The 25,241-nt window shown below is 67.7% G+C and carries 18 protein-coding genes; 3 read left to right on the top strand and 15 right to left on the bottom strand.

The window, feature by feature from the left end; all coding sequences use genetic code 11:
• Complete coding sequence (pdxR, locus tag DTA15_RS25715; protein ID WP_006489060.1) at positions 1–1,467, bottom strand: MocR-like pyridoxine biosynthesis transcription factor PdxR; 1,467 nt, start codon at positions 1,465–1,467, stop codon at positions 1–3.
• Positions 1,468–1,700: 233 nt separating this feature from the next.
• On the opposite strand from pdxR, the gene DTA15_RS25705 reads away from it, so the two are divergent.
• Positions 1,701–2,351, top strand: coding sequence for a pyridoxamine 5'-phosphate oxidase family protein (locus DTA15_RS25705; RefSeq protein ID WP_006489063.1), 651 nt, complete (start codon positions 1,701–1,703; stop codon positions 2,349–2,351).
• Positions 2,352–2,499: 148 nt separating this feature from the next.
• On the opposite strand, the gene DTA15_RS25700 is transcribed toward DTA15_RS25705, so the two are convergent.
• The 6 genes from DTA15_RS25700 to DTA15_RS25670 form a co-directional block, all read right to left on the bottom strand.
• Entirely contained in the window at positions 2,500–4,332 is a 1,833-nt protein-coding gene (locus DTA15_RS25700) for a S53 family peptidase (RefSeq protein WP_006489048.1), read from the bottom strand.
• Between the two features lie 628 nt (positions 4,333–4,960).
• Complete coding sequence (locus tag DTA15_RS25690) at positions 4,961–5,584, bottom strand: hypothetical protein (RefSeq protein WP_006489051.1); 624 nt, start codon at positions 5,582–5,584, stop codon at positions 4,961–4,963.
• On the bottom strand, positions 5,581–6,273 hold the full coding sequence (locus DTA15_RS25685; RefSeq protein WP_006489056.1) for a response regulator: 693 nt from the start codon (positions 6,271–6,273) through the stop codon (positions 5,581–5,583). The genes DTA15_RS25690 and DTA15_RS25685 overlap by 4 nt, the downstream gene beginning before the upstream one ends.
• A 101-nt stretch (positions 6,274–6,374) precedes the next feature.
• On the bottom strand, positions 6,375–7,805 hold the full coding sequence (locus DTA15_RS25680; RefSeq protein ID WP_006489053.1) for an efflux transporter outer membrane subunit: 1,431 nt from the start codon (positions 7,803–7,805) through the stop codon (positions 6,375–6,377).
• Positions 7,806–7,809: 4 nt separating this feature from the next.
• Positions 7,810–10,953 (bottom strand): multidrug efflux RND transporter permease subunit, encoded by a 3,144-nt coding sequence (locus DTA15_RS25675; protein ID WP_006489059.1) that lies wholly within the window; start codon positions 10,951–10,953, stop codon positions 7,810–7,812.
• A 20-nt stretch (positions 10,954–10,973) separates the two neighbouring features.
• Complete coding sequence (locus tag DTA15_RS25670) at positions 10,974–12,134, bottom strand: efflux RND transporter periplasmic adaptor subunit (protein ID WP_006489047.1); 1,161 nt, start codon at positions 12,132–12,134, stop codon at positions 10,974–10,976.
• A 236-nt stretch (positions 12,135–12,370) separates the two neighbouring features.
• Here DTA15_RS25670 and DTA15_RS25665 point away from each other — a divergent pair, with 236 nt between their 5' ends.
• Positions 12,371–13,165 carry an APH(3')-II family aminoglycoside O-phosphotransferase gene (locus DTA15_RS25665; RefSeq protein ID WP_012493196.1) on the top strand — a complete coding sequence of 265 codons (795 nt, stop codon included), beginning with the start codon at positions 12,371–12,373 and terminating at the stop codon, positions 13,163–13,165.
• Between the two features lie 118 nt (positions 13,166–13,283).
• On the opposite strand, the gene DTA15_RS25660 is transcribed toward DTA15_RS25665, so the two are convergent.
• The 6 genes from DTA15_RS25660 to DTA15_RS25635 all read right to left on the bottom strand — a co-directional run bounded on the left by DTA15_RS25660 (position 13,284) and on the right by DTA15_RS25635 (position 20,501).
• Positions 13,284–13,754, bottom strand: coding sequence for a VirK family protein (locus DTA15_RS25660; RefSeq protein WP_006483791.1), 471 nt, complete (start codon positions 13,752–13,754; stop codon positions 13,284–13,286).
• A gap of 81 nt (positions 13,755–13,835) precedes the next feature.
• Positions 13,836–14,447: an ankyrin repeat domain-containing protein gene (locus DTA15_RS25655; protein WP_006483790.1), complete on the bottom strand. Its 612-nt coding sequence runs from the start codon at positions 14,445–14,447 to the stop codon at positions 13,836–13,838.
• 78 nt (positions 14,448–14,525) lie between these two features.
• Entirely contained in the window at positions 14,526–16,061 is a 1,536-nt protein-coding gene (locus tag DTA15_RS25650; protein ID WP_006483787.1) for a catalase, read from the bottom strand.
• A gap of 235 nt (positions 16,062–16,296) precedes the next feature.
• Positions 16,297–17,784 (bottom strand): efflux transporter outer membrane subunit, encoded by a 1,488-nt coding sequence (locus DTA15_RS25645; RefSeq protein ID WP_006493575.1) that lies wholly within the window; start codon positions 17,782–17,784, stop codon positions 16,297–16,299.
• 13 nt (positions 17,785–17,797) lie between these two features.
• Positions 17,798–19,384, bottom strand: coding sequence for an MDR family MFS transporter (locus DTA15_RS25640; RefSeq protein ID WP_006484782.1), 1,587 nt, complete (start codon positions 19,382–19,384; stop codon positions 17,798–17,800).
• Complete coding sequence (locus tag DTA15_RS25635; protein WP_012493197.1) at positions 19,377–20,501, bottom strand: HlyD family secretion protein; 1,125 nt, start codon at positions 20,499–20,501, stop codon at positions 19,377–19,379. Before DTA15_RS25635 ends, DTA15_RS25640 begins: the two co-directional genes overlap by 8 nt.
• A 91-nt stretch (positions 20,502–20,592) precedes the next feature.
• Between DTA15_RS25635 and DTA15_RS25630 the strand changes: the two genes are divergently transcribed.
• On the top strand, positions 20,593–21,426 hold the full coding sequence (locus DTA15_RS25630; RefSeq protein WP_006484783.1) for a CerR family C-terminal domain-containing protein: 834 nt from the start codon (positions 20,593–20,595) through the stop codon (positions 21,424–21,426).
• Between the two features lie 33 nt (positions 21,427–21,459).
• Here DTA15_RS25630 and DTA15_RS25625 read toward each other — a convergent pair whose 3' ends face one another.
• Entirely contained in the window at positions 21,460–23,919 is a 2,460-nt protein-coding gene (locus DTA15_RS25625; RefSeq protein WP_012493198.1) for a mechanosensitive ion channel family protein, read from the bottom strand.
• Positions 23,920–24,254: 335 nt separating this feature from the next.
• Entirely contained in the window at positions 24,255–25,214 is a 960-nt protein-coding gene (locus DTA15_RS25620) for an LLM class oxidoreductase (protein WP_006485141.1), read from the bottom strand.
• Positions 25,215–25,241 lie beyond the last annotated feature (27 nt).

The following is a 25,241-nucleotide window of genomic DNA, read 5'->3' as shown; positions in this document are numbered from 1 at the left end:
TCAGCGCCGCGCGCGGCGGTGCCGGTCGATGACGGCCGCGAACTGCATCGCCGCTGTCTCGATCGTCGCGTCGCTCAGCCCTGAATAGCCGAGCACGAAGCCGTTGTATCGGCGGCCGTCGCCGATGCAGTAGCTGCTCAGCGGTTGCAGCAGCAAGCCTTCCGCGGCTGCTGCCCGCGCGACGTCGGTATCGTGCAGCGGCGCGGCGAGATCCGCGGAGAGATGCATGCCGCCCGGGCTTTCCCGCACGCTCAGCGACGTGCCGAGATGGCGCGCGAGTGCCGCTTCGAGGCAGCTGCGCCGGTCCGCGTAGCGCGCCCGCATCTTCCGCAGGTGCCGCGCAAAGAGGCCGGTATCGATGAATTCGGCCATCGCCAGCTGGTCGGCCGAATGGCCGCGATGGACCAGTTCGCGCAGCGTTCTCGTGAAGCGGTCGACCAGTACCGGCGGCACCACCATGAAGCCGAGCCGAAGGGCCGGAAACATCGTCTTGCTGAACGTGCCGAGATAGCACACCGGCGCGTCGGCATGCAGGCCCTGGATCGCGGGCAGCGGCTGGCCGCCGTGACGGAATTCGCTGTCGTAGTCGTCCTCGATGATCCACGCGCCGCAGGCGCGGGCGCGCTCGACGAGCGCCGTGCGCCGCCCGGGGCTCATCAGCGCGCCGAGCGGGTACTGGTGCGACGGCGTCGCATAGATCAGCCGGGGCGGGTGAGTGCGCCACTGCTCGTCGGTCGGCGCCATGCCGTCGCGATCGACCTCGATCGGCACGAGATTCAGGCCGGTCGAGCGGAACGCGGTCCTCGCGCCGTTGTAGCACGGGTTCTCGAGCCAGCCGTTTTCGCCGGGATTCGCGAGCATGCGCGCGCACAGTTCGAGGCTGCTCTGCGTGCCGTCGGTGATGAATACCTGGCCCGTGTCGCAGCGCACGCCGCGCGAGACGCGAATGTACGCGGCCACCGCGCGTCGAAGCTCGGGCAGTCCTTCGACCGGCCCGTACGCGAGCCGGGCCGGCGTGATGGTCTTCCATGCGCGCTCGATGCAACGACGCCACTGGGCAACCGGAAATTCGTCGAGCGACGGCAGGCCGGGAACGAACGGCAGCATGCGCTCGGGCTCGGGATCGGCATTTTCCAGCCCGTGCACGCGCGCCGACAGGCGGACCGGTGCGGAGCCGTCTTCATGACCGGCGCTCGGGTCGGTGCGGCCGTCCCATCGCGTGATCGTGCCGTTGCGCGTGGCGGCCACGAAGCCTTCCTCGGCCAGGCGCTCGTACGCATAGACCGCGGAATTGCGCGCGATGCCCAGCTCGGCCGCGAGCACGCGCGTCGACGCGAGCCGCGTGCCGGGCGGCAGGTGTCCGTCCAGCAGCATGCTGCGCAGGCTCCGGTAGAGGGCTTCCTGCCGACTATGCGTGGTCGCGCCGTCCTGTCCGGCAAGCGACGAGATGAGCAGCGCGAGATCCATGGGCTGGTTCCAGAAATTTTCCTTGTGCTGGTTCTTTCGAAGACGCCGCGCGCATCGTATCGTTCACGTTCTCGCGGGGCAGGCCGGTACACGCGGATTTTGAGTGACGGCGCGACTTGCGGTACGCGCGTATTTTGCTCGATTCGGCCGGCGACTGTCGACGGGCGGCCCGATCGCGCCTCGGGCATGGAGTCGGCACGATGCCGATACGATTAATTTCGCAGTACAGATATATGAACGACCAGACCACACTCTCTTCCACCTCGCGTACGACCATTCGTCGCCTGCCCGAACTGGCGAGCCACGATCGCACGATGCTCCACCACATCGTGGACGACGCGTACGTCTGTCACATCGCGTTCGGCGACGGGCAGAACACGCACTGCATCCCGACCGCGCACTGGAGAAGGGGCGACGCGCTCTATATCCACGGCTCCAACGGCAGCCGGATGATCAAGGCACTGTCGGCCGGCGCGCAGGCTTGTGTCGCGATGACGCTGCTGGACGGCCTCGTGCTGGCCCGCTCGGCCTTCAACCATTCGATGAATTATCGATCCGCGGTGATCTACGGGCAGTTCGACGTGATCGACAGCAGTGCGGAAAAGCGCGCCGCGCTGGATGCGTTGATGGACAAGATCGCGCCGGGCCGCAAGCATGAAGCGCGGCCGGGCAATTCGAAGGAACTCGACGCGACCCGCGTGCTGCGGATTTCGATGGCGGAAGCGGCCGTGAAAATCAGCGATTCGCTGCCGTCCGACAAGGACGAGGATCTCGGGCTGGCGGTCTGGGCCGGGATCCTGCCGCTGAAGACGACACGCGGCGCACCGGTCCATGCGGACGGCAACGTGGCGGTGCCGGACTACGTCCGGAACTGGGCCGATTGAGCGGCACGGCGAGGCTTGCATCGGAGCGGCGAGACGGCGCGGCATGCGGAAAACCCGCGACGGCTTCGCAGCCTTCGCGGGTAGCCGGACGCGGTTGCGTGAGAGACGTCGCGCGCCTGCTCACGCAACCGGTTCGGTCAACGACCCGTCAACGCGCGAAATCCGACGTGCTCTGGATGAACGCGTTCAGCTTCGAGATGTTCACGCTGCCGAAGCCCGTCGTCGCATCCCAGCCGGCCTTCGCCTTGTAGCCGTAAGTGCCGCTGCCGTTGTTGCCGGACGTGACGTCGTGCAGCAGCGCCGCGTTGGTCGGGAAGTACTTGTAGATGCTCGACGCGGGGAACCCGAGCGCATTGTTGTTGGCCGACTGCAGCCGCGCCCAGATGCCCGTGAAGATCGGTGCGGCGAGGCTCGTGCCGCCTTCGTTGTTCAGGTAGCCCGACCCCCACAGCGTGTCGGACGTCTGGCCGTTCACGACGAGAATCGCACCGGTGCGCAGGTCGGCGTCGAAGCCGACGTCGGGCAGCGCGCGCTTGGTCGAACCGGTGAGGGTCGACGACTGCCACGTCGGCGCGGCTTCGTACTTGCTGTATCCGCCGCCCGTCGACCACACGGTGCCCGGCTGCCAGCTCGGGTCGTTCCACACGATTTCGCTGTTGTACGCGTTGGTCGACGTGTTGGTGAACAGCGTCGTGCCGCCTACCGCGATCACGTACGGCGACGTGGCCGGCTCGCTCACCGTGTAGGTCGAGCGCGACGGCGTGCCGCTCGCGCATTCGTACGCGCCGTGGTCGCCGGCGGAAACGGAGAAGGTCTGCCCTTGCGCGACCGCCTGCTTGAAGATGGTGTCGTCGGTCGCCTGCGAGCCGGTGCTGTACGCGGACGATTCGCACACGCCGAGCGACACGTTGATCACCTTCGCGACGTTGTCGGTCACGGCCTTGTTGTACGCGGCCGTGATCGCGGTGAGCGTCATCGACGGCGCGGTGTAGAACACGACCTGCTTCACGCTGCCGCCGGCCGTGCCGACGATCGACTGGCTGTCGAGGTTCCATTCGACGGTGCCGTCGGTGTCGGTGTACGAGCTGCCGGACGGGCCCGTCTTCACGATGCTGCTGCTGATCGTGCCGAGGCCGTTGTTCGCGGCGAACGTATTGAGGTCGCTCACCGTCTGCGACAGATCGCCTTCGGAGATGATGCCGACCGTGGTTTGCGACGCCGTCGGCGTGCCGTCGCCGCCGTAGATCGACGAGAACTCGGTCGGGTTGTGCGGCACCGCCGACGCGCCGGCGGGGATCGTCAGGTTGCTGGTGTTGCCTTGCGGCTTGCTGCCCGCGCCCGTATGCATCAACTCGACGTTCTGCAGGCCCAGCACCGCGCCGACGATGTTGCCGATCGCGTTCGGCACTTGCGCGGCGTCGGTGTTCGCATAGACGCTGCGGCCGTTGCGCGTGAAGCGCTTGAGGGTGGTGCGGAACGCGGACTGGACGGTTGCCGCGGTGCCGGACGCGGAGACCAGCAGCCGGTTCGGCGCGACCACGATGTTCACGAAGCCCGCCTTGCGCAGATGGGCGACGACGGAGGCGACCTGCTGGTCGGTCGGCGCATATTGCGCGGCGAATTGCGCGGGCGTGAGGAACTGCCGGTAGTGCGGCGAGCCCGGCGTATGCAGGTCGCGCAGGTACTGGTCGAGCTGGGCTTCGTTGCGCAGGTTCAGCCCGAGCACGATGTCCACCGATTCGCCCGGCGCCATGTCGATGGCCGCGGCGGCAGCGGCGGCGGTGCTGGCGGCGGGCGCGCCGGCCGTACCGGCTTCGTTTTGCTGCACGAGCGGCAGGAAGCCCTTGGTACGCGTTTCCGTCCAGCCGGCCGCGGGCGCGGCATGGGCGGTCGCCATGCCGAACGAAGCGGCTGCCGCGGCGGCGAATGCGAGTTTGACGAGGCGAATGTGCTTGTGTTTCTTGTTTGCAACCTGATTCATTTGAATTACCCCTCCGGTTGAACATCGAACGGCACCAACAACAACGGTCGACAGCGGTGCGGGTCATGCACCGCCGCTTTCTGCCGCATGCGGGCGGATGGCACGGACGCGACAGGGCCTTTCGCCCGATCCGGAAAGCGGTTTGTCTCCGGGGGCGAAATACGGAAAACGCGGTAACGGAAAGGCTGCGCCGCGAGGCGGGGCAGTCGCGCCGGATCCGGCGCGGGCGGGGTTGCTAGAGCAACAGCTTCGTTGTCCTGCTCATTTGATTCGATCCTTCGGCCCGCTGCCGGTGGCAGCCGTCCAGTGAAATGCATCGGGATGCGGCACGCGCCGGCGTGCGAACGAATTATTCGACGGCGCGTACTTCGGTGCAGCGGAAGCGAAAAAACGTGGAGCGGAATCGTTTGCGTGGCAGGCAATCCGTCGGATTGCTTGCATCGGACGGTATCAAGAACGAAAGCGCGATGTCAAACTTTTTTTGATTATATGAAACTAAATTAAATCGAATAAACCGAAATGATTTTGAAAAGATTGGTGGTGTTTTGTAATGTTCAAAACCCGCGATGCAGGTAATGCCGAAAACGACTCGCCGATCATTTCCGATGTGTTTGGAAACGGCCGGCCGTTATCGAGGAAATACTCGAATGGCCGCGGCCTCTCGTTCGGCCAACTGAAGGTCGTCGACGAACCGGAACAGCGCGTCGACATGCTGAAGCAGCGCGTCGCGCGACGCAGCATCCGCATCGGTGGCGAGCGTCCTGATGGCGTCGAGCCGGGTTTCGAGTTCGGCGAGCCGGGTGCGCGTGACGCGACTGCTGCTGGCGACGGTGACCGTCGCATCGGATGGATTCGTACGTTTCATTGCATGAGTCATCGCATTGAAGTGCTCGATGAAGCGAGCCAGGTCGGCCGGGCAGCCGTCGCAGGAAATGATGCACGCCGACGGATCGCCGGCGACGATCCGGCCGGCGGTATCCGCCATGGCGTCGAGCGTCGCGAGCATCCGGCGGATCGACCTGACCAGGTCGAATGCCGCGGCCAGCAGGCAGACGAACAGCACCGTCGCCGGCACCAGGTAAGGGGACGCACTGCGGATCATCGCGCCGGCGGTCGCGTCGTGCGGCAACGCGGCCAGCGTAGGCACGGCGTAGACGAAGCACGCGACGGTGCAGGCGAGCAGCACGACGACGAGCGCGCCCGTGCCGATCGCCCGCCCGATGTGCCGGCCGGGTCTTGCCGGCAGCGTCACTGCACGCCCCGCAGTCGGTAGCCGACGCCGCGCATCACCTCGGGCATGCCCGGCGCGCCGGCCTGTTCGAGCTTCTTGCGCAGCCTGCAGATGTGGCTGTCGACCGTGCGCTCCAGCGCACTGACGTCGGCCATGCACGCATCGAGCAACTCGCCGCGCGTGAACACGCGGCTCGGCGATCTCGCCATGTGCGCGAGCAGCCGGAACTCCGTCAGCGTCAGCGTGATCGGCACCTCGGTGCCGGCCGTGCGCACGCGGGCCAGATAGCTGTCGGTGTCGATCTCGAGGTCGCCGACGCGCAGCATGCGCATGGTCGGCGGCGCGGCCGACCGGCGCAGGATCGCGCGCAATCGCGCGACGACCTCGGCCGGGTTGAACGGCTTGACGATGTAGTCGTCCGCGCCGGCGTGCAGCGCCTGCAGCCGGTCGAGATCGCGATCGAACGCGGTGACGACGACGATGGGCGTGTTGTCGCGCCGTCGCAGCTCGGCGAGTACGTCCCAGCCGTTCTTCCGCGGCATCTTCACGTCGAGCAGGATCAGGTCGGGTTTCAGGTGCGGTTGCATGTCGAGCACCGCTTGCCCGTCGGCGACGCGATAGGTGCGAAAGCCGTCGTGCTTCAGGTAGGCATCGAGAATGTCCGAGATGTCGGGCTCGTCTTCTGCAATCAGTATCAGGGAATTCGTCATGGAGTGTGCCGTGCGATGTCGAACCATCGGGGCGGCCCATCGCCGGGCCGGATCGCGCCGTTCCGTCACGCTGCCGCGCGGGACGGAACGGCGCCGTTCGCTCAGTTCCGCACCACGCGCTGCGACGGTGCGACGTCCTTGTCCGTCAGGCCGCCGCCGAGCGCCTTGTACAGCGCGACGGCATTGCCGAGCTCGCTGCGACGCAGGTCCAGCAGCGCCTGTCGGGCCGCATAGAGCTGCCGCTGCGAGTCGAGCAACTCCAGCCGTCCCTCGACGCCCGCGCGATAGCGCAGGTTCGACAGGTCGGTGCGGCGTTCGGCCGAGCCGACCACGCGCGTTTGCGCGTCGATCTGGCGGCCGAAGGTTTCGCGCCCGGCGATGCCGTCGGCCACTTCGCGGAACGCGGCCTGGATCGCGCGTTCGTATTCGGCGACCGCGCTGGACTTGCGCACTTCCGCGAGGCGCAGCTCGGCGCGCAGCCGGCCGCCCTGGAAGATCGGCACCGTGACCTGCGGCGCGAAGCTCCACACGCGCTGGCCGCCGTCGAACAGACTGCCCATCGCGGGGCTGAGGAAGCCGATCGACGACGTCAGCGACAGGCGCGGGAAGAATGCGGCGCGCGCGGCGCCGATGTCCGCATTCGCGGCGACGAGGTTCTGTTCGGCCTGCCGGATATCCGGCCGACGGAACAGCAGCTCGGACGGCAGGCCGGCCGGCAGTTGCGTCATCACCGGTTGCTGCTGAAGCGGCAGCGGCTCGGGCAGATCCTTCGGCAGCTCGGTGCCGACCAGCAGGCGCAGGGCATTGCGTGCCTGCTCGACGGCGCGCGTGCGCGCTTCGAGATCGGCCGTCGCGCTCGCGACCTGGCCTTCGGCCTGCGCGATGTCGACACCGCTCGCCTGGTGCGCTTCCTTCAGGCGGCGCGCGAGATCGAGCGACTGCCGCCAGTCGGCGAGCGTGCGCTCGGACAACTGGCGTTGCTCGTGCGCGAGGCGCTCGGCGAAGTACGCATCCGCCACGCCGCCGACGAGCGAGATCTGCACCGCGCGGCGGCCGTGGTCGGTCGCGACGTAGCGCGCGAACGCGGCATCCGACTGCGATTTCACGCGGCCGAACAGGTCGATCTCGAACGCGCTGATGCCGACGTTGACGCCGTACTGGTTCTGCGTCGCGCCGAACAGCGGCGGATTCGACTGCGTGTCGTCCGACGTACGCTGGCGCGTGAAGTTCGCGCCGGCGCCGATCGACGGCAGGCGCGCGGAACGCTGGATGCCGTACTGCGCTTCGGCGGCTTCCACGTTCAGCGCCGCCACGCGCAGGTCGCGGTTGTTCTCGAGCGCGAGCTCGATCAGGCGTTGCAGGCGGCGATCGCCGAACATCGTGCGCCAGCCGAGGTCGGCGGCGTTCGCGTCGAGATCGGCGGCAGCGGCGGCCGTGTAGGCCGTCGGCACCGGCATCGACGGTTTGACCAGCGTCGGCGCGAGCGAGCAGGCCGACAGTGCGAGGACGAGGGGAAGAACAAGCAATCGCATGGCATCAACCTTCCTGTCCGTGAGTCGGGGTGGCCGGCTGCGTGCGGGACGCCCGCCATGCGCCGATGCGCTCCTGGATACTCATCACGAACACAAAGAAAACAGGGACGAAGAAAATGGCCAGTACCGTGGCGGTCACCATGCCGCCGAACACGCCGGTGCCGATCGCGTGCTGCGTCTCGGCGCTGGCGCCGGTCGCGATCATCAGCGGCACGACGCCGAGGCCGAACGCGAGCGAGGTCATCAGGATCGGGCGCAGGCGCAGCTTCGACGCCTGCACGGCCGCTTCGATCAACCCCCTGCCTTCCTCGCGCAACTGCTTCGCGAACTCGACGATCAGGATCGCGTTCTTCGCGGACAGGCCGATCACGGTGATCATCCCGACCTTGAAGAACACGTCGTTCGGCATCCCGCGCAGCAGCACCGCACCGATCGCGCCGATCAGGCCGAGCGGCACCACCAGCATCACCGACAGCGGGATCGACCAGCTTTCGTACAGCGCGGCGAGCACCAGGAACACGACGATCATCGACAGCACCATCAGCATCGGCGCCTGCGACGCCGACTGGCGTTCCTGCAGCGACTGGCCGGTCCACTCGACCGCGAAGCCCGGCGGCAGTTGCGCGGCGAGCCGTTCCATCTCGGCCATCGCCGCGCCGCTCGACTGGCCGGGCGCCGCGTTGCCGGAAATGCGCGCGGACGGATAGCCCTTGAAGCGCACCATCTGCAGCGGCGTGTCGGTCCACACGGGGCGCACCACCTCGGACAGCGGCACCATGCCGCCGGCCGCGTTGCGCACGTACAGCTTCATCACGTTGTCGATCTGCATGCGTGCCGGCGCGTCGGCCTGGATGATCACCTGCTGCATGCGGCCCGCGTTCGGGAAGTCGTTCACGTAGGTCGATCCCATCGCGGTCGACAGCGTGTCGCTGAGCGTCGTGAACGACACGCCGAGCGCCTGCGCCTTCGCGCGGTCGATCTCGAGGCGAATGCTCGTGCCGGCCGGCAGACTGTCGGGGTACACGCCGGTCACGACCTTGCTTTGCGCGGCGAGTTCGAGCAGCTTCGCTTCGGCCGCCTTGAGCGCCGCCGTGCCCTGGTTGGCGCGGTCTTCCAGGCGCATCGAGAAGCCCGAGCTGTTGCCGAGTTCGTCGATGGCCGGCGGCAGCAGGCTCATCACCGTGCCTTCGGTCACGCCGGCCATCGCTTGCTGCGCGAGCATGCCTTCCTCGAGGGTCGATGCGCCGCCGCGGTTCTTCCAGTCCTTCATCACGGACCAGTTGATCGCCGCGTTCGGACCCTGGCCCGAGAAGCCGTAGCCGATCACGGAAATGCTCGACTGGATTGCCGGACGTGAAGCAAGATGCTTCTCCAGCGTTTTGACCACGTCGTGCGTACGCTCGGCGGTAGCGTCCGCGGGCAGCAGAAAGCTGGTGATGAAGTAGCCCTGGTCTTCGTCCGGCAGGAACGACGACGGCAGGCTGCGGAAACCGAGCACCAGTGCGCCCGAAATCGCGACGAACACCAGCATCACGCGGCCCGTGCGACCGACCAGGCGGCCGACGCGCGTCTCGTACCATTTCGTCAGGCGGTCGAAGCGGCGGTTGAACCAGCCGAAGAAGCCGCGCTTCTCGTGATGGCCCGGTGCGAGCGGCTTGAGCATCGTCGCGCACAGGGCCGGCGTGAGCGTCAGCGCCAGCAGCGCGGAGAACAGGATCGACACGGCCATCGACAGCGTGAACTGCTTGTAGATCACGCCGACCGAGCCGCTCGCCATCGCCATCGGCAGGAATACCGCGGTCAGCACCAGCGTGACGCCGACGATCGCGCCGGTGATCTCCTTCATCGCCTTCGACGTCGCGTCCTTCGGCGACAGTCCTTCCTCGGCCATCAGGCGTTCGACGTTCTCGACGACGACGATCGCATCGTCGACGATGATGCCGATCGCGAGCACCATGCCGAACATCGTCAGCACGTTGATCGAGAAGCCGGTCAGCAGCATCACCGTGAACGTGCCGAGCATCGCGACCGGCGCGACGATGGCCGGGATCAGCGTATAGCGCACGTTCTGCAGGAACAGGTACATCACGAGGAACACGAGCACCATCGCTTCGAGCAGCGTGTGCAGCACTTTCTCGATCGAGATCTTCACGAACGGCGACGTGTCGAGCGGGATCGAGTAGCTCATGCCCGACGGCATCGACTTGCTCAGTTCCGCCATGCGCGCGCGGATCGCGTCCGCCGTCTTCACCGCGTTGGCGCCCGGCGCGAGCTGCACGCCGGCGAGAGTGGCCGGCTTGTTGTTCTCGCGGCTCACGAACGTGTAGTTTTGCGAGCCGAGTTCGACGCGGGCGACGTCGCCGAGCACGACCTTCGAGCCGTCCGCGTTCGCGCGCAGCACGACCTTCGCGAATTCTTCCGACGTCGCGAGCTGACCTTGCGCGGTGAGCGGCACGGTCACGCGCTGGCCCGGCAGCGCGGGCAGCGCACCGAGGCTGCCCGGTGCGATCTGCACGTTCTGCTGGCCGATCGCGGTCGTCAGATCGCTCATCGACAGGCCGAAATTGATCAGCTTCTGCGGATCGACCCAGATGCGCATCGCGCGTTCGGAGCCGAACTGCAGCACACGGCCGACGCCGTCGATGCGCCGCAGTTCCTCGGACACGCTGCGCGCCATGTAGTCGGCGAGCGCGCCTTCGTCGAAGCGACCGTTGTCCGAGCGCAGGCTGACGATCATCAGGAAGCCGGACGACGCGGATTCGACGATCAGCCCGTTCTGGCGCACGGCGGCGGGCAGGCGCGGCTCGACCGACTTGATCTTGTTCTGCACGTCGACCTGCGCCATCTCCGGATTGGTGCCCGGCTTGAACGTGACGGTGATCTGCGCGCTGCCGGACGTGTCGGCCGACGATTCGAAGTACAGCAGGTTCTTGACGCCGGACAATTGGCGCTCGATGAGGCTCAGCACGCCGTCGTTCATCGTCTGCGGCGTGGCGCCCGGGTAGTTCGCGGTGATCGTGACGGACGGCGGCGCGACCGACGGGTAGCGCGCGACCGGCAGTTGCGGGATCGCGATCAGCCCGGTCAGGATGATGAAGAGCGCGATCACCCACGCAAACACCGGGCGGCGGATAAAGAATTCAGCCATGGCTGGAGGCTCCTCGTGACTCAGTGCGCGGACGCGATGGCGGCCGCGTCAGGCGACTTCCAGTCGGTTGCGGCGGCCGGCGCGCCGTCGGTCAGGCGTTCCATGCCTTCGACGACGATCTTCTGGCCGGCCTGCAGGCCCGACTTGATGCGATAGCTGCGGTTCGTCAGTTCGCCGACCTCGACCGCCTTCAGGTGAGCCGTACCCTTTGCGTCGAGCACCCACACCTGCGGCTTGCCGCCGGCGCGCACGATCGCCTGTTGCGGCACCATCACGGCGTTGGCGTAGTGCGCGCGCGGAATGCGGGCACGCACGTACATGCCCGGCAGCAGCTGTCGTTTCGGGTTGTCGACCAGCACGCGCAGCAGCACGTCGCCGGTGCCCGGATCGACGTTGACGCCCGAGAACAGCATGCGGCCCTTGACGTCGTAGCGCGTGTCGTCGTCGCGCAGCACGTCGACCGGCAGGCCGTTGCTGTCCGACGCTTGCGGTTGAGCGGCAAGCGCGCCGCGCAGCGCGTCGAGCGACGCGGCCGGTTGACGCACGTCCACGTAGACCTGGTCGATCTGCTGGACGCGCGCCATCGGTTGGCTGTCGCTGCTCGATACCAGCGCGCCTTCGGTCACGAGCGCCTGGTCGATGCGGCCGGCGATCGGCGCTTCCACCGTCGCGAACTTCAGGTCGAGCTGGCGGCGCGCGAGCGTCGCGCGGGCCTGCGCGACGTCGGCCGCGGTCTGGTCGCGTTGCGAGACGGCGTCGTCGTACATCTGGCGGCTGATCGCATCGGCCTCGACGAGCGGCTTGAAGCGCGCGGTCTGCACCTTCGCGCGTTCGAGCGCCGCCTGCGCGCGCTGCAGCGACGCGGCGGCCGTGTCCATCTCGGCCTTGAACGGCGCCGGATTGATCTGGAACAGCGGCTGGCCCACGCGCACTTCGGTGCCTTGTTCGAACAGCCGGCGTTGCACGATGCCGCTCACCTGCGGCCGGATCTCGGCGACCCGCACGGCCGCGACGCGGCCCGGCAGGTCCTCCGTCACGTCGACGCGCGTGGCGGCCACGGTCATGGCCGCCACCGGGGTGGCCGGCGCGGCGGCCGGCTGTTCGGACGGCCCGCAACCCGCCAGCATTGCCGCCACCAGCGCGCATACGGCGCCGTAGCAGCATCGTTTTTGGTTCTTCATAGCGACTCCAGGAAGCGCAGGCAGCCCACTGCCTGCTTTGACGGGGCGGAGTGTGCGTGGATTAGTTGGCGTCTTTGATGCGGAAAGATGGAGATTCGATGGAGCCGGCGATAGGAGACGAAACGAGGGCGTCGGCGAGGGTGGAAATGGTCTGATGAATCGGGCGGCGCGGTATCATGCGCGCGGTGTTGCCGACACTTTGCGTGCCGGCCCCGTCAACGAGGATCGAGTTCGCCGTGACCGATAACGACCCGCTCATCAACGACATGCCTACGACGTGGCAGGCCAGGCTGGCCGGCTGCCGATGGACGCGACAGACGGACGGCCAGTCGGATGCCGCGGTGTTCCGGCTCGATGCGCGCGACGGCTCGCGCCGGTTCGTCAAAACCGAGCCGGCGGGGCCGCTCGGCGAATTGCCGGACGAGGCGGTGCGGCTGCGCTGGCTGGCGACGACGGGCGTGCCGGGCGCGCGGGTGCTCGACGTCGCGTCGGCGGCGGGGCGCGAGTGGCTGCTGCTGAGCGCGGTGCGCGGCGACAACCTCGCCGTCGCGTCACTTGCGCCGGAGACGAAAGTGACGATCGTCGCCGACGCGCTGCGTGCGCTGCATCGGCTCGATCCGGCCACATGCCCGTTCGATCACGGCGCGGCGCGTCGAATCGCGCGCGCCCGGGCACGGATCGACGCAGGGCTCGTCGACGAGGACAACCTCGATGATGCGAATACGGGCATGCCGCTCGACACGATGTTCGCGAGGTTACTGGCGCAACGGCCGGCGATCGAGGACGGGGTCGTCACGCACGGCGACGCGTGTCTGCCGAACTTCATGGTCGACGACGGCCGCTTCTCCGGCTTCATCGATTGCGGGCGCCTGGGCGTGGCCGATCGCTATCAGGATCTGGCGCTGGCATCGCGCGATATCGAAGCGGACCTGGGCAGCGAATGGGTCGCGCCTTTCTTCGTGCGGTACGGGATCGAACGTCCCGATCCGGAGCGGATCGCTTTCTATCGTCTGCTCGACGAGTTTTTCTGAATCCGAGCCCTGCACGAGCGACGCACGGGACGGTTTGCCTGTTCCGTACGTCAACCCAATTTCGTAGTCGTCCTGATGTTTCGGCGCGGATGCCGGCGTCCACTACGAAGTCCTTGCGTCAGTCGCGATCTCGCCACGCGTAGGCGAAACGAAGGCCGCCGCCGAGCGTGCACTGGAAAACCTGCGCGGGCGCGACCGGCTGGTACGTGGTCGGTGACAGCGAGCGGACCGTCACCGTCGCGCTTTCATCCTGCATCACGCGGTACTGGATCAGCTCGAGGACGGTCGCGCCGCTTGGCTGGACGGTGAGGTGCTGGTTGGCGAACGCGAGCGTATTGCCGCTGACTTCCATGAAGTCGCGTATCGCGAAGCCGCCCGACACGGTGGGCGCCGCTGCCTGGGTGCCTGTCTGCTGCGCGTTCTGGCACTGGTTCGGCGAAAAGATCGCGGTGACCGTCACGCCGGCAAAGAGCCGTGTGCGCAACTGGCGATACGAATTGGCGCTGTCCGGTTGGGGGCTCGCGGCGGTTGCCGCGAGACTGGTTGCCACGCCGGCGGCAACCAGAACAATGGCGAAGCGATTCAGCATTTTCCTGTCTCCGTGCGATGAAACCCATGGCACGATAGCACGGTGCATCCGCATTGTTCAGACGGTTGATTCGTAGTCGCGCTACCGTTTGGCGCCCGCCTCCCGCAGTGCGTCCACGGCATACGCGTTGTCGTGCGTCAGCGCGAGTTGAAGCAACGACTGGCCGCGCCGGTCGACATGGTTCGGATTCGCGCCATGCGCGACGAGCAGCGGAATCAGCTCGAAGCGGTTGAACAGCGTCGCGAACCCCAGCGCGGTTTCGCCGGCGCCGTTCGTCTGGTCGATCGGGCAGTGCGTGTCGATCAGGCGCCGCGCGATGTCGGGTTCATTCTTGAAGAGGGCGCCCATCAGCGCCGTATTGCCGTGACGATCGCCCGTGCACGCATTGGCGCCGGCCGATAAAAGGTAGTCGAGCGCCGCGGGCTGGCCGTCGTATGCCGCGAGGATCACGGCCGTATAGCCGTGGCCGTCGGTGGCGTCGACCGGATAGCCGGCGTCGTGCAACGCGCGCAGGATGTCGACGCGGCCGACGCGCGCGGCGTCGAACCAGTCGTCGTCATAGCGGCGTAGCGCGGCAGGGTCGGCCTTGCCGTAGGTTGGCCGGTCGGGCAGGTGCGCGCAGCCGGCGAGCGCGGCCAGCGCGAGCGCCGCCGCGGCCGCGCGGATCGCGTGGGGGAAGCGTTCGAATCGCATGAGGGTGTCCTGATGAAGTGGCCGGGCCGACGTGCGCGGCGCGAGCGCACACGTCGGCAACGGCCCGAGCCGCGAGGATCAGTTGTCGCTCAGCTTCGCCGCGAGCGACTGCACTTGCTGGACGTTCGCGTGAACGGCCTGCGCGAGACGCGTACCGTAATCGGCGTCGGCCTTGTAGAAGTACGACAGCATCGCGTACTGGTTCTGCGCGTTCTTCACCTGGCCGAGGTCGCCGGACAGCGCGGTGACGAGGTCGTCCTTGTCCTGCTGCGACAGGCTGCGGTAGTACTCGCCCGCCTGACGGAACGGCAGCTTCTTGCGGATCGCTTCCTGCTGCGTCGTGCCGTCGAGCGCCATGCGGACCGATTTGTACTGCGGGTCCTGCGCGAGTTCGTTCAGCGTCGACGGTTCGTAGTTCACCTCGCCCTTGCGGTCGCCCGCATTCATCTTGCCGTCCTGGTTGTTGTTGACCACCGGCACGACGGGGCGATTGATCGGCAGATCCATGTAGTTCGCGCCGAGCCGGTACATCTGCGTGTCGGCGTACGCGAACAGGCGGTCCTGCAGCATCCGGTCCTCGGACGGCTCGATCCCCGGCACGAGCCGCGACGGCGCGAACGCCGATTCCTCGGTCGACTGGAAGTAGTTGTCGGGCACGCGATTGAGCGTCATCGTGCCGATCTTGCGTTCAGGCACGCCGGTCCAGACCTTCGTGTCGTCGAGCGCGTTGAAGTCGAAGCGGTTCAGGTCCTTCGGTGTGAGCACCTGCACGTACAGGTCCCACTTCGGGAAATCGCCCTGTTTCAGCGCGCCGTACAGGTCGTTCGTCATCATGTTCCAGTCGCGGCCGATCGATGCGGCGATCTCTTGCGGACGCAGGCCGTGCACGCCTTGCCGGCTCTTCCAGTGGAACTTCACGTAATGCACGTCGCCTTGCGCATTGACGAACTTGAACGCATGCACCGCGAAGCCGTCCATGTGGCGATACGAATCGGGCATGCCCTCGTCCGTGTACAGCCTCGTCAGCATGTGGGTCGCTTCGGGCGTGTGCGCGAAGAAGTCGAACGCGAGGTTCGGGTCCTGCACGCCGGTCACGGCGCTCGGTTTGTTCGCATGCACGAAGTCGGGGAACTTGATGCCGTCGCGAATGAAGAACACCGGCCAGTTGATGCCGACCATGTCCCAGTTGCCCTGCTGCGTATAGAACTTCACCGCGAAGCCGCGCGGGTCGCGCGCTTGTTCGGGCGAGCCGCGATAGCCCATCACGGTGGAGAAGCGCACGAACACCGGCGTGCGGGTGCCCGGCGTGAAGACTTTCGCTTTCGTCAGGTCGGAGATGTCGGCGCTCGGCACGAACTCGCCGAATGCACCGGTGCCGCGCGCATGCACGACGCGCTCCGGAATGCGCTCGCGATCGAAGCGCTGCAGCTTCTCGATGAGCGCGGAGTCTTGCAGCAGCACCGGGCCGGCGGGGCCGGCCGTCTGCGAATTCTGGTTGTCGCCGACGGGCGCGCCGGTGTCGCGCGTGAGTTCGGCGGCGTACGGCGAAGCGGAGAGTGCCACGCAGATTGCGGCGACTGCGTGCCGCAGCACGCGAGGGGAAGATGAGGACATGACGATGGAACTCCTTGAATCCGATCGGTGGTGGGGAAGCCGACTGAATTAGAAGAGATCGTCAGACGATTGGCTAATTGATATTCGATATGTTTTCGATAGTCGTGGCGTCGATGCGGCGCGAACCGTTCGTTGCGCGGGAAACGAAGCAGTATTGTTGCGCGCGCAATGAGTTGTTGCGGAATTGTTTCGACGAGCATGATGCATCGGTCGTGCATGATTTGCGTCGGCGCCGTCAACCGGCGCTTGCCTGCCATCCGAGCCCGAGGCTCTTCTGCACCGACACGTAATTCTTGATCAGTTCGGCTTGCCCGGCGATCACGTTCTGCTGCGCGGACAACGCTTCCCGTTGCGTGTCGAGCAGGTCGATCATCGACGCGACGCCCGCGCGATAGCGCTGGTCCATCAGCGTGCGCGAATGCACGGCCGACGTCTGCACCTTCGTCAACGCGACGACGTGCTCGCGCTGATGCCCGTAACGCTGCAACGCGGTGTTGGCATCCTGCAATGCACCGAGCACGGCCTTCTGATAATTCGCTTCCGCCTCGTCGCGCGACGCTTCGGCCGCGCGCACCGCGCCGCGCGTGCGTCCGAAGTCGAGAATGTTCCATTGCAGGTACGGCGCGCCGACCCACGTGAAATTCTGCTTGCGGAACAGGTGGCCGGGGTCGGTCGCGCTGAAACCGAGATCGCCGAGCAACGTCACCTTCGGGAAATAGTCGGCGACATGCTCGCCGATCTGCGCATTGCTCGACGCGAGCCGGCGCTCGGCCGCGCGAATATCGGGGCGCTGTTTCAGCAGCGTGGCCGGATCGCCGATCGCGACGCTGGCGGGCAGCGTCGGCAAGGCCGCGTCCGCGGTCGACAGCGCGGCGTCGAGCGCGCCCGGCGCGCGGCCCGTCAGGATCGCGAGCCGGTCGAGCGACTCGGTGACCTGCGCATCGAGCGGGATCAGCGACGCGCGCGTGTTCTCGACCTGCGTCGTCAGGCGCTCGATGTCCGTATCGGCCGCGACGCCGCGTGCGCGGCGCTGCTGCGTGAGGTCGAGCATCTGCTGCTGCAATTGCGCGGTGCGTCGCGACAACGCCAGCCGTTGCTGCTGGTCGCGCAGGTCGACATACGCATTCGCGACTTCGGCCGCGATCGACACCTGCGTGTCGGCGAGATCGGCATCGACCGCTGCGGCCTGCGCGGACGCGGCTTCGACCGCGCGGCGCGTGCCGCCGAAAAGGTCGATTTCCCAGGTCGCGTCGAAGCCTGCCGAATAGAGTTGCAGCGGCCCCGAGCCGCCGAGCGACGGCGACGCGCCACCCGACTGGCCCGAGCCGTTCGACGGCAGCAGCGAGCCGGCCGCGCCGACGTCCGGTTCCCGCATGCGGATGGCCGCGACGGTGGCCGACGATTTCGGCATCTGCGCGGCGCGCTGTTGCGAGAGCTGCGCGCGGGCCGCGCGCAGGCGGGCCTGCGCCGCGTGCAGATCGGGGCTGTACACGAGTGCGGCGATGATCAGCTCGTCGAGCTGGCGATCGTTCAGCGCGTGCCACCACGCGCTCGGTGCGGGCGCGGCGGTGTCGACGCCGGTGGCCGGCGCACGCACGAAGGTCGGCGCATCCGGCGCGGCGGGCGCGCCGCGGTAGTCGGGGCCGACCGTGCAGCCGGCGAGCAGGCATGCGGCCGCGCACAGGGTGAGCGCGGGGCGGCGGGGCAGGGAGAAGGGTTTCATCGCGTATGACGGGTCAATGGCCGGACGACATCGGTTGCGGCCCGCGCGGCGTTCTCAGCAGCAGCGCGAGCGGCACGCAGGCGAGCAGCGCGAGGCCCAGCAGGTAGAAGGTTTCGGAGTAGGTCATCACGATGGCCTGGATCTGGATCTGCTGCGCCAACTGGCCGAGCGCGCGCAGGTTCGAATACGCGAGATCGCCGGTGTGTGCGAACCAGTTGGCCGTATAGGCCGACAGTCGATCCTGCCCGATCAGCGAGTTCGCGCTCACCGATTCGCGCAGCGCGGCCGTATGGAAGGTCGTGCGCCGGTCGATCACGGTGCCGATGATCGCGAGCCCGATCGAGCCGCCGAGGTTGCGCGCCATGTTGTAGAGCCCGGCCGCATCGCCCGAGTCTTCGCGCGCGACGGCCGCCATCGACGCCTGGTTGAGCGGCATCATCGCGAGCATCTGCGCGAGACCGCGAATCAGCTGCGACCACACGAAATCATGGCCCACGCTCTGCGCGGTCAGGCTGATGTCGAGCATGCAGCTCAGGCAGAACAGCAGCAGCCCCGTGATCACGAGGATGCGGAAATCCACCTTGCCGAGCAGGCGCGGCAGGATCGGCATCACGAGAAAGGCCGGCAGCCCCGACAGCAGCATGATCGCGCCGGCCTGTTCCGCGTTGTAGCCGGCGACGATCGCGAGGAACTGCGGCAGCAGGTAGGACACGCCGTACAGCCCGGCGCCGACCGCGGATACGATCACGATCACGCTCGCGTAGCGCGGGTTGCGCATCAACGACAGCCGCATGATCGGCCGCTTCGCGAAGCGTTGCGACAGCGCGATCAGGGCCATCCCGACGAACGACACGATGCTCAGCGTGACGATCATCTGCGATTCGAACCAGCGTTCGCGCTGGCCTTCCTCGAGCACGACGGTCAGCGAGCTGAGGCCGATCGCGAGACCGAAGATGCCGAGCCAGTCCGCGTTGAAGAACGCACTCCAGTGCGGCCGGTCCGACGGCAGCCCGAACACCAGCAGCGCCATCAGCAGCAGGCACACGGGCAGGTTCAGGAAGAAGCACCAGCTCCAGTTCACGTTTTCCGCGAGCCAGCCGCCCAGCACCGGGCCGAACAGCGGCCCGAGCAGCACGATCAGGCCGAACAGCGTCATCCCGACCGGCAACTGCGACAGCGGCAGGCGCGTGCGGATGATGGTCTGCGCGGTCGGGATCAGCGCGCCGCCGGTGAAGCCCTGGCCGATCCGGCCGGCGATCATCATCGGCAGCGAGTGCGACCAGCCGCACATCATCGAGAACGCGATGAACAGCGCGGAGTTCGTCAGCAGGAAATTGCGCAACCCGAACACGCGCGTGAGCCAGGCGGCGAGCGGGATCATCACGATTTCCGACATCAGGTAGCCGGTCGAGATCCACGTGCCTTCGGTGCCGGTCGCGCCGATTTCGCCCTGGATCTGCGGCAGCGCGGAGTTCGTGATCGAGATGTCGAGCGTCGCCATCAGCGCGCCGAGCGCGCCGGCCGCGACCGCGATCCAGTCGGTCACACTCGCGCGGCCTTCGTGCGGCGGCGCGGGCATCGTGGCGGGCGTATCAGCCATGATGCTGCTCGTCGCGGGCGGAGCGCGTATCGACGTCGACCGTCACCGACAGCCCGGGCAACAGCATGCGCTGCGCGCGGGCGTTCGCGGCGAGACGGATGCGCACCGGCACGCGCTGGACGATCTTCGTGAAGTTGCCGGTCGCGTTCTCGGGCGGCAGCAGCGCGAACTGCGCACCGGTGCCGGGCGCGAAGCTGTCGACGACGCCGGACAGCGGGCCGTCCGGCAGCGCATCGACATGCAGCTCGACGGGTTGGCCGATGCGCATGTTGCCGATCTGCGTTTCCTTGAAGTTCGCGACGAGATAGATCGAGTCCACCGGCACGACGGTCAGCAGGCGCGTGCCGGGCTGCACGTATTGCCCGACGCGCACCGTGCGATCGCCGACGCGGCCCGCGAGCGTGCTGCGCACGATCGTGTTGTCGAGGTCGAGTTGCGCCTGTGCGGCGCTGGCCTGCGCAGCCTCGAGCTGCGCGCGTGCCTGCTGGAGCTGCGCGGTGAACGACGCGATCTGCGTGCGGGCGGCGGCGATCGACGCGTTGTTCGCGGCGAGCGTCGCCGCCGCCTGATCGCGCGTGCTCTTCAGGTCGGCCACGCGTTCGTGCGTTTCGGCGCCCGTCGCCGCGAGCGGTGCGTAGCGCGTGTACTCGTCGCTCGCGTGCTGCGCGTTGATGCGCGACACCTTCGCCTGCGCGTCGGCCTGCTCGAGGTTCGCGTGCTGCTGGCTGATGTCGGCTTCGGCGCGCGCGATATCGGCGCGACGGGCGTCGACGGTCGCCAGCGCCTGCGCGAGCGCCACCTGGTACTGGCGGACGTCGAGCCGCACGAGCGGATCGCCGGCCTTCACGGGCTGGTTGTCGCGCACATAGACGTCGGTCACGTAGCCGGCCACCTTCGGTGCGGCGGTCATGCTGTCCGCCTGCAGATACGCGTCGTTGGTGCTTTCGATGAAGCGGCCGACCGTCCACCAGCGGCCGAGCCACACCGCGCCGCCGATGGCCGCGAGCACGGCGACCGCGAGCAGGACGCGCCGTTTCGTTCCGCCGTTCCGGTTGCGCGGCATTGTTCCGTCTTCCTGACGATCTGCTTTCTGTGGCGGGTCTTGTGGCGTCGACATGCGGGATCCAATTTATTCCGAGTGGAAGAATTATTCCAGTTGGTAAAATTGTGTCAAGTAGAATGTCGATCGATCGAATGACGAGGAAGGCATGAACGAAGCGAAGAAGCTGCGCCGCACGTCGGCGGGCGGCTACGCGCGCGGCGACGAGACGCGCCAGCGGATCATCGAGGCGGCGATCGAACTGTTCGGCGAACGTGGGTTCGCGGGCGCGTCGACGCGCGAGATCGCCGCGATGGCGGGCGTGAACGCGCCGGCGCTCCAGTACTACTTCGAGAACAAGGAAGGCGTGTACCGCGCGTGCGTCGAGACGATCGCGGAGCACGGCTGGGCGGTGTTCGCGCCGGCGGTCGGCCATGCGCGGGCGATGCTCGAGGCCCATGCGAGCGTCGACGAACTGATCGATGCGTTCATCGGGCTGCTGCGCGCGCTGTCGGACCGGATGTTCACCGCGCCGAAGACGATGAACCAGCGGATGTTCTTCGCGCGCGAGCAGGGCGGCCAGGAACCGGCGAGCGCAAGCGAGATCCTGATGACGCGCATGCGCAAGCCGCTCAACGACGTGAGCGCCGAGCTGATCGGCCGCATCACCGGCCGGCCGGCCGACGATTCCGTCACGCGGTTGCGCGCGCTGAGCCTGTTCGGGCAGATCACGGTGTTCCACATCGCGCAGCGTTCGGCGCTGCATTTGCTCGAATGGGACGCGTTCGAGGGCGAACGCGCGGCGCTGGTGACCGAAACGATTGCCGACCAGACCCGCGTGCTGCTCGAGCAGTGGCATGCGCAGCGCGATACGGGCGCCGCCGGTTCGGAAGCCGTTGCGAAGCGCGGGCAGGGTGCCGTCGCGAAGCGCGCGGCGAAGCCGGGAGCGGCACCGCCCGCGGCGAAACGCACGGCGCGCGTAAAGAAGCCTGCCGCGCGTTGAGCGCGGCAGGTTACCTGTCCCGGGCGATCGCGATCAACCCGGCTTGCGCGCCGCTTCGTCGGGCGACGGCGGTGGGGCTGCCGTATCGGCGGCATTCCGCGTGTCGGCGCGCGGATCGTTTTCGTCGGCGGCGACAGGCCGCGAGCCGTCCGCATAGGCCACGACGCTGCGCTGCGGATTGGCGATCCGGATTCCGCGTTCGCGGAACGTCTCGGCGATCCGCCGGTTGAATTCGCGCTGCACGCTCCAGCGCGCCGAGTCCGTGCACTGCATCTGTCCGGCCAGCGCGAGCGCCGCGCCGTCGACCTGGTCGATACCCCAGTAGCTGAAGTCCGACAGGATGCCGTCGTGATACTTCGGATCGTCGCGCAATGCGGCGCCGATTTCCTTCAGCGTCGCGATCGCGCGGTCGATGTCCTCGCCATACGCGATGCTGACCTTGACGGCCGCGTTGCCGAGCCCGCGATTCGTGTTGTTGACCGTCGTCACCGAGCTGAACGGGATCGTGTACAGCGACCCGTCGCCGGCGCGCAGCCGCACGGTGCGGATCGACAGGTATTCGACCGTGCCCGACACGCCGGCGAGCGTGACCCAGTCGCCGACCTGCATCGCGTTTTCCATCAGCAGGAAGATCCCGGTGATGAAATCCTGCACCAGCTTCTGCGAGCCGAAGCCGAGCGCGACGCCGAAGATGCTGGCGCCGGCCAGCAGCGGCCCGACGTTCACGCCGAGTTCGCTGAGGCCCGTCAGCACGACGACGAGCGCGATCATCACGAACAGCAGCGAGCGCAGCATCGGCAGCAGCGTGCGCAGCCGCGCCGCGCGCACCAGGTTGCCTTCGCGCGTCCAGCGCTGCAGGCGGCGCTCGATCGCGATGTTGGCCGCTTCCCACACGACGAGTGCGACGATCGCCGCGATCGCGATCGTCACCAGCGCGGACGCGAGCCGGTGGCCGATCGTGCCGGTTTCGAACGCGCGGAAGATCGGCACGCCCCAGATCTGCAGCAGCAGCACGAGGGTCACGACGCCGATCGCCCCGGACACGATCTGGCGCAGCAGCGGGTAGTAGCGGTACGCGTGCAGATGAACGAGCGTGCGGTCGTCCTCGCGGCGCTGGAACAGCCGCGCGAGCGCGCCGAACACGACGATCGACACCATCCGCATCGCGATCATCACCGCGATCGAGCGGCCGCCGAGCGTGATCAGCACGCGATAACCGTTGTGGACGTCGAGCGCCCACACGAACCACAGCGCCATCACGATGAAGACCGAGACGGGCGCCCACGCGTCCGCGAGCGCGTTGCCGACGACCGAGAAGGTCGGGCGATCCGCGCCGGCGGCACGGATGCGTGCCGCGACCGGCCGCCGGCACTGCAGGATCAGCACCGAGATCATCACGTGGCCGACGAGCGCGACGGCCTTCAGCAGCGCGACATGGCCGGCTTCGTTCAGACCGAAGTTCGCGGCGATCTCGACGGCCGCCGTGCATGCGCCGACCACGATCACGATCCGTGCGATCGAGCGTTGCGCGAATTCGGCCCATGCGTCGCTGATATGCAGCAGCCGCAATTGCCGCGCATCGGGCTGGAAGAACAGCCGGCTGACGATCGTGACGAGCCGGCAGATCACGTAGATGTCGATCAATGCTTCGAGCGCGGCGTCGATCGGCGTGCCGGCTTCGTCGAGCAACGACATCGTCAGGCTCGCGACGCCGACGAATACGAGCAGCGGCACCACGCGCAGCGCGAGACTGACGAGCGCGCGCGGCAGCCGGTGCAGCAGCGTGGTGTGTCGGCGTGCATGGCCGCGGCTTTGCGTGGACGAGGGAGCGTCGACCGTGTCGGCGTGATCGGGTGGGGCGGATGTATCGGGCGGCGGTGCGTGATCCTCGTCCGATGCGGCGGAATCGGACGCGGTGCGGCGCGACGTATCGGCGCGGCGTGCGGCCACCGCGGCCAGCGCGCGTCGCAACACCCGCTTCGCGAGCCATTCGACGACGAGCGCCGGCAGGAGCACCGCGAGGAGGATCCCGAGCGTGCGAGTGAGATCCGCCCGCTGGTCGGCGCGCACCAGCTTGTCGTGCCACCAGTTGCCCACCGACCCGATGTCGAGCAGCGAGCGCAGCGATTCCTGCAGCGCGTTGCCGATCTGAGCGGCCCAGCGCGATCCCTGGCGGACGAGCATCGATGCGAGCCCGTTCGACGTGAGCGCGGCCGGCGCGGCGGCCGCCGATGCGCCGCTGGCCGCAGACGCTGCGCTGGCCGGCACCGCCGGTGCGCTCAACGCGCCGACCGCCGCGATGGCGCGTAGCGTCGTTTCGACTTGCGCGCGCTCGCGCGGGTTTTCGAGCACATTCAGTGCCTGCCGCGCCTGTTGCGGCGTCAGTGCGGGCGCGGCGTCGGAGGCGGCCGACGCGGCGGCCGGAGCGGGAGCGGCCGCGTGGGCGGCCGAGACGACGGCGGCGAGCAGCCAGCCGAGAAGGATATGTCGCATGGAGTGGGCATGCGGGTGCGTGTCATCACGCGGCCCGCCAGGCTGAACGATGGACGGAAGTTAACATGATCGCGATCGGGACCGAATAGTTCCGTCGTTCCGTCGCCGACGATTCGGATCGGGCATGCGCGACGTCGGCCATGCAGGCGCGCAAGTCGTGTGCCGGACGCAGACCGTCGGCGGTCCGATATCGGACGCAAGATCCCGCTTCCCCGATCGTAAGGAGCCTGTCACGCGGGTTTATCGACGCCGGCGCGGGATGCGTCACCCAGCGAGCACTCGTTCGATCACGATCCACGCCTGCATTCCATCACGGAATTCGGATTCCTGATGAATTACGCCTGCTCGTCATGAAATACCGGCAAGACGTGCTCGGCGATTTCTTCGATGACCTCGCGCACGGGTCGGTCCGAGCCCAGGTTCAGCGTGACATGATGCGTACCCGCCGTGCGCATGTCCCGCAGGATGTCGACCAACGCGCGGCGCCCGGTAGCGTAACCGAGCGACAGCGCGGTGGCCGGCGTATCGGGGTGCGTGGCGAGATCGAGGCGCATCGAGACGCCGAACGCGCGAAACGGCGGCGACGCGAGCCGCTCGACCGCCGCGCGCCACATCGAATAGCGGGCGCGCTGCGTATCCGGATCGCGGTGATACGTCATCCAGCCGATCGAATGCCGGGCGATCCAGTCGACGCTCTGTCCACCCGAGCCGACCGCAAGCATCGGCACCGCGTCGCCGTCGCGCGGCAGCAGCGTGAATTCGGGCGCATCGGGCGGCGCTTCGTCGGGCAGCACGCGCGACGGCACGCCGAGCGCGGCCGCGACGACGTCCCAGTGCGCGCGATAGCGGTCGCGCCGCGTTTGCGCGTCGACGCCGAACGCCGCGTATTCGGGCGGCCGGTCGCCGGAGCCGAGCCCGAGGATGAAGCGCCCGCCCGACAGCGTCGCGACCGACAGCGCACCTTTCGCGATATGCAGCGGATGGCGCAGCGGCAGCACGATCGCGCCGCTGGCGAGCGCGATCCGGCGGGTGCGCGACGCCAGCGCGCCGAGCAGCACCCACGGATCGAGGTGGCCGACCGGGTCCGGATAGTCGGCGCTGTTCAGCGGCACGTCGCGAATCCACAGCGCGCGAAAGCCGAGCGAATCGGCCAGCGCCGCGAGTTCGAGCTGTTCGTTGAAGTCCGCGACGATGTGGCCGCTGCGAAGCAGCGGAAGCGTGAGGCCGATCGACAGCCGCCCGGCCGAGAAGACGCGATGCGCGACGTCGGCGCGGGTGGAAGCGGAAGGGGTCATGGCGAGTCCTTGGAGGCGAGGCGACGG

This window comes from Burkholderia cenocepacia (assembly GCF_900446215.1).
In the GTDB taxonomy this organism is placed as follows: Bacteria; Pseudomonadota; Gammaproteobacteria; order Burkholderiales; family Burkholderiaceae; genus Burkholderia; species Burkholderia cenocepacia.
This window is presented reverse-complemented; position numbering and strand designations above follow the sequence as displayed.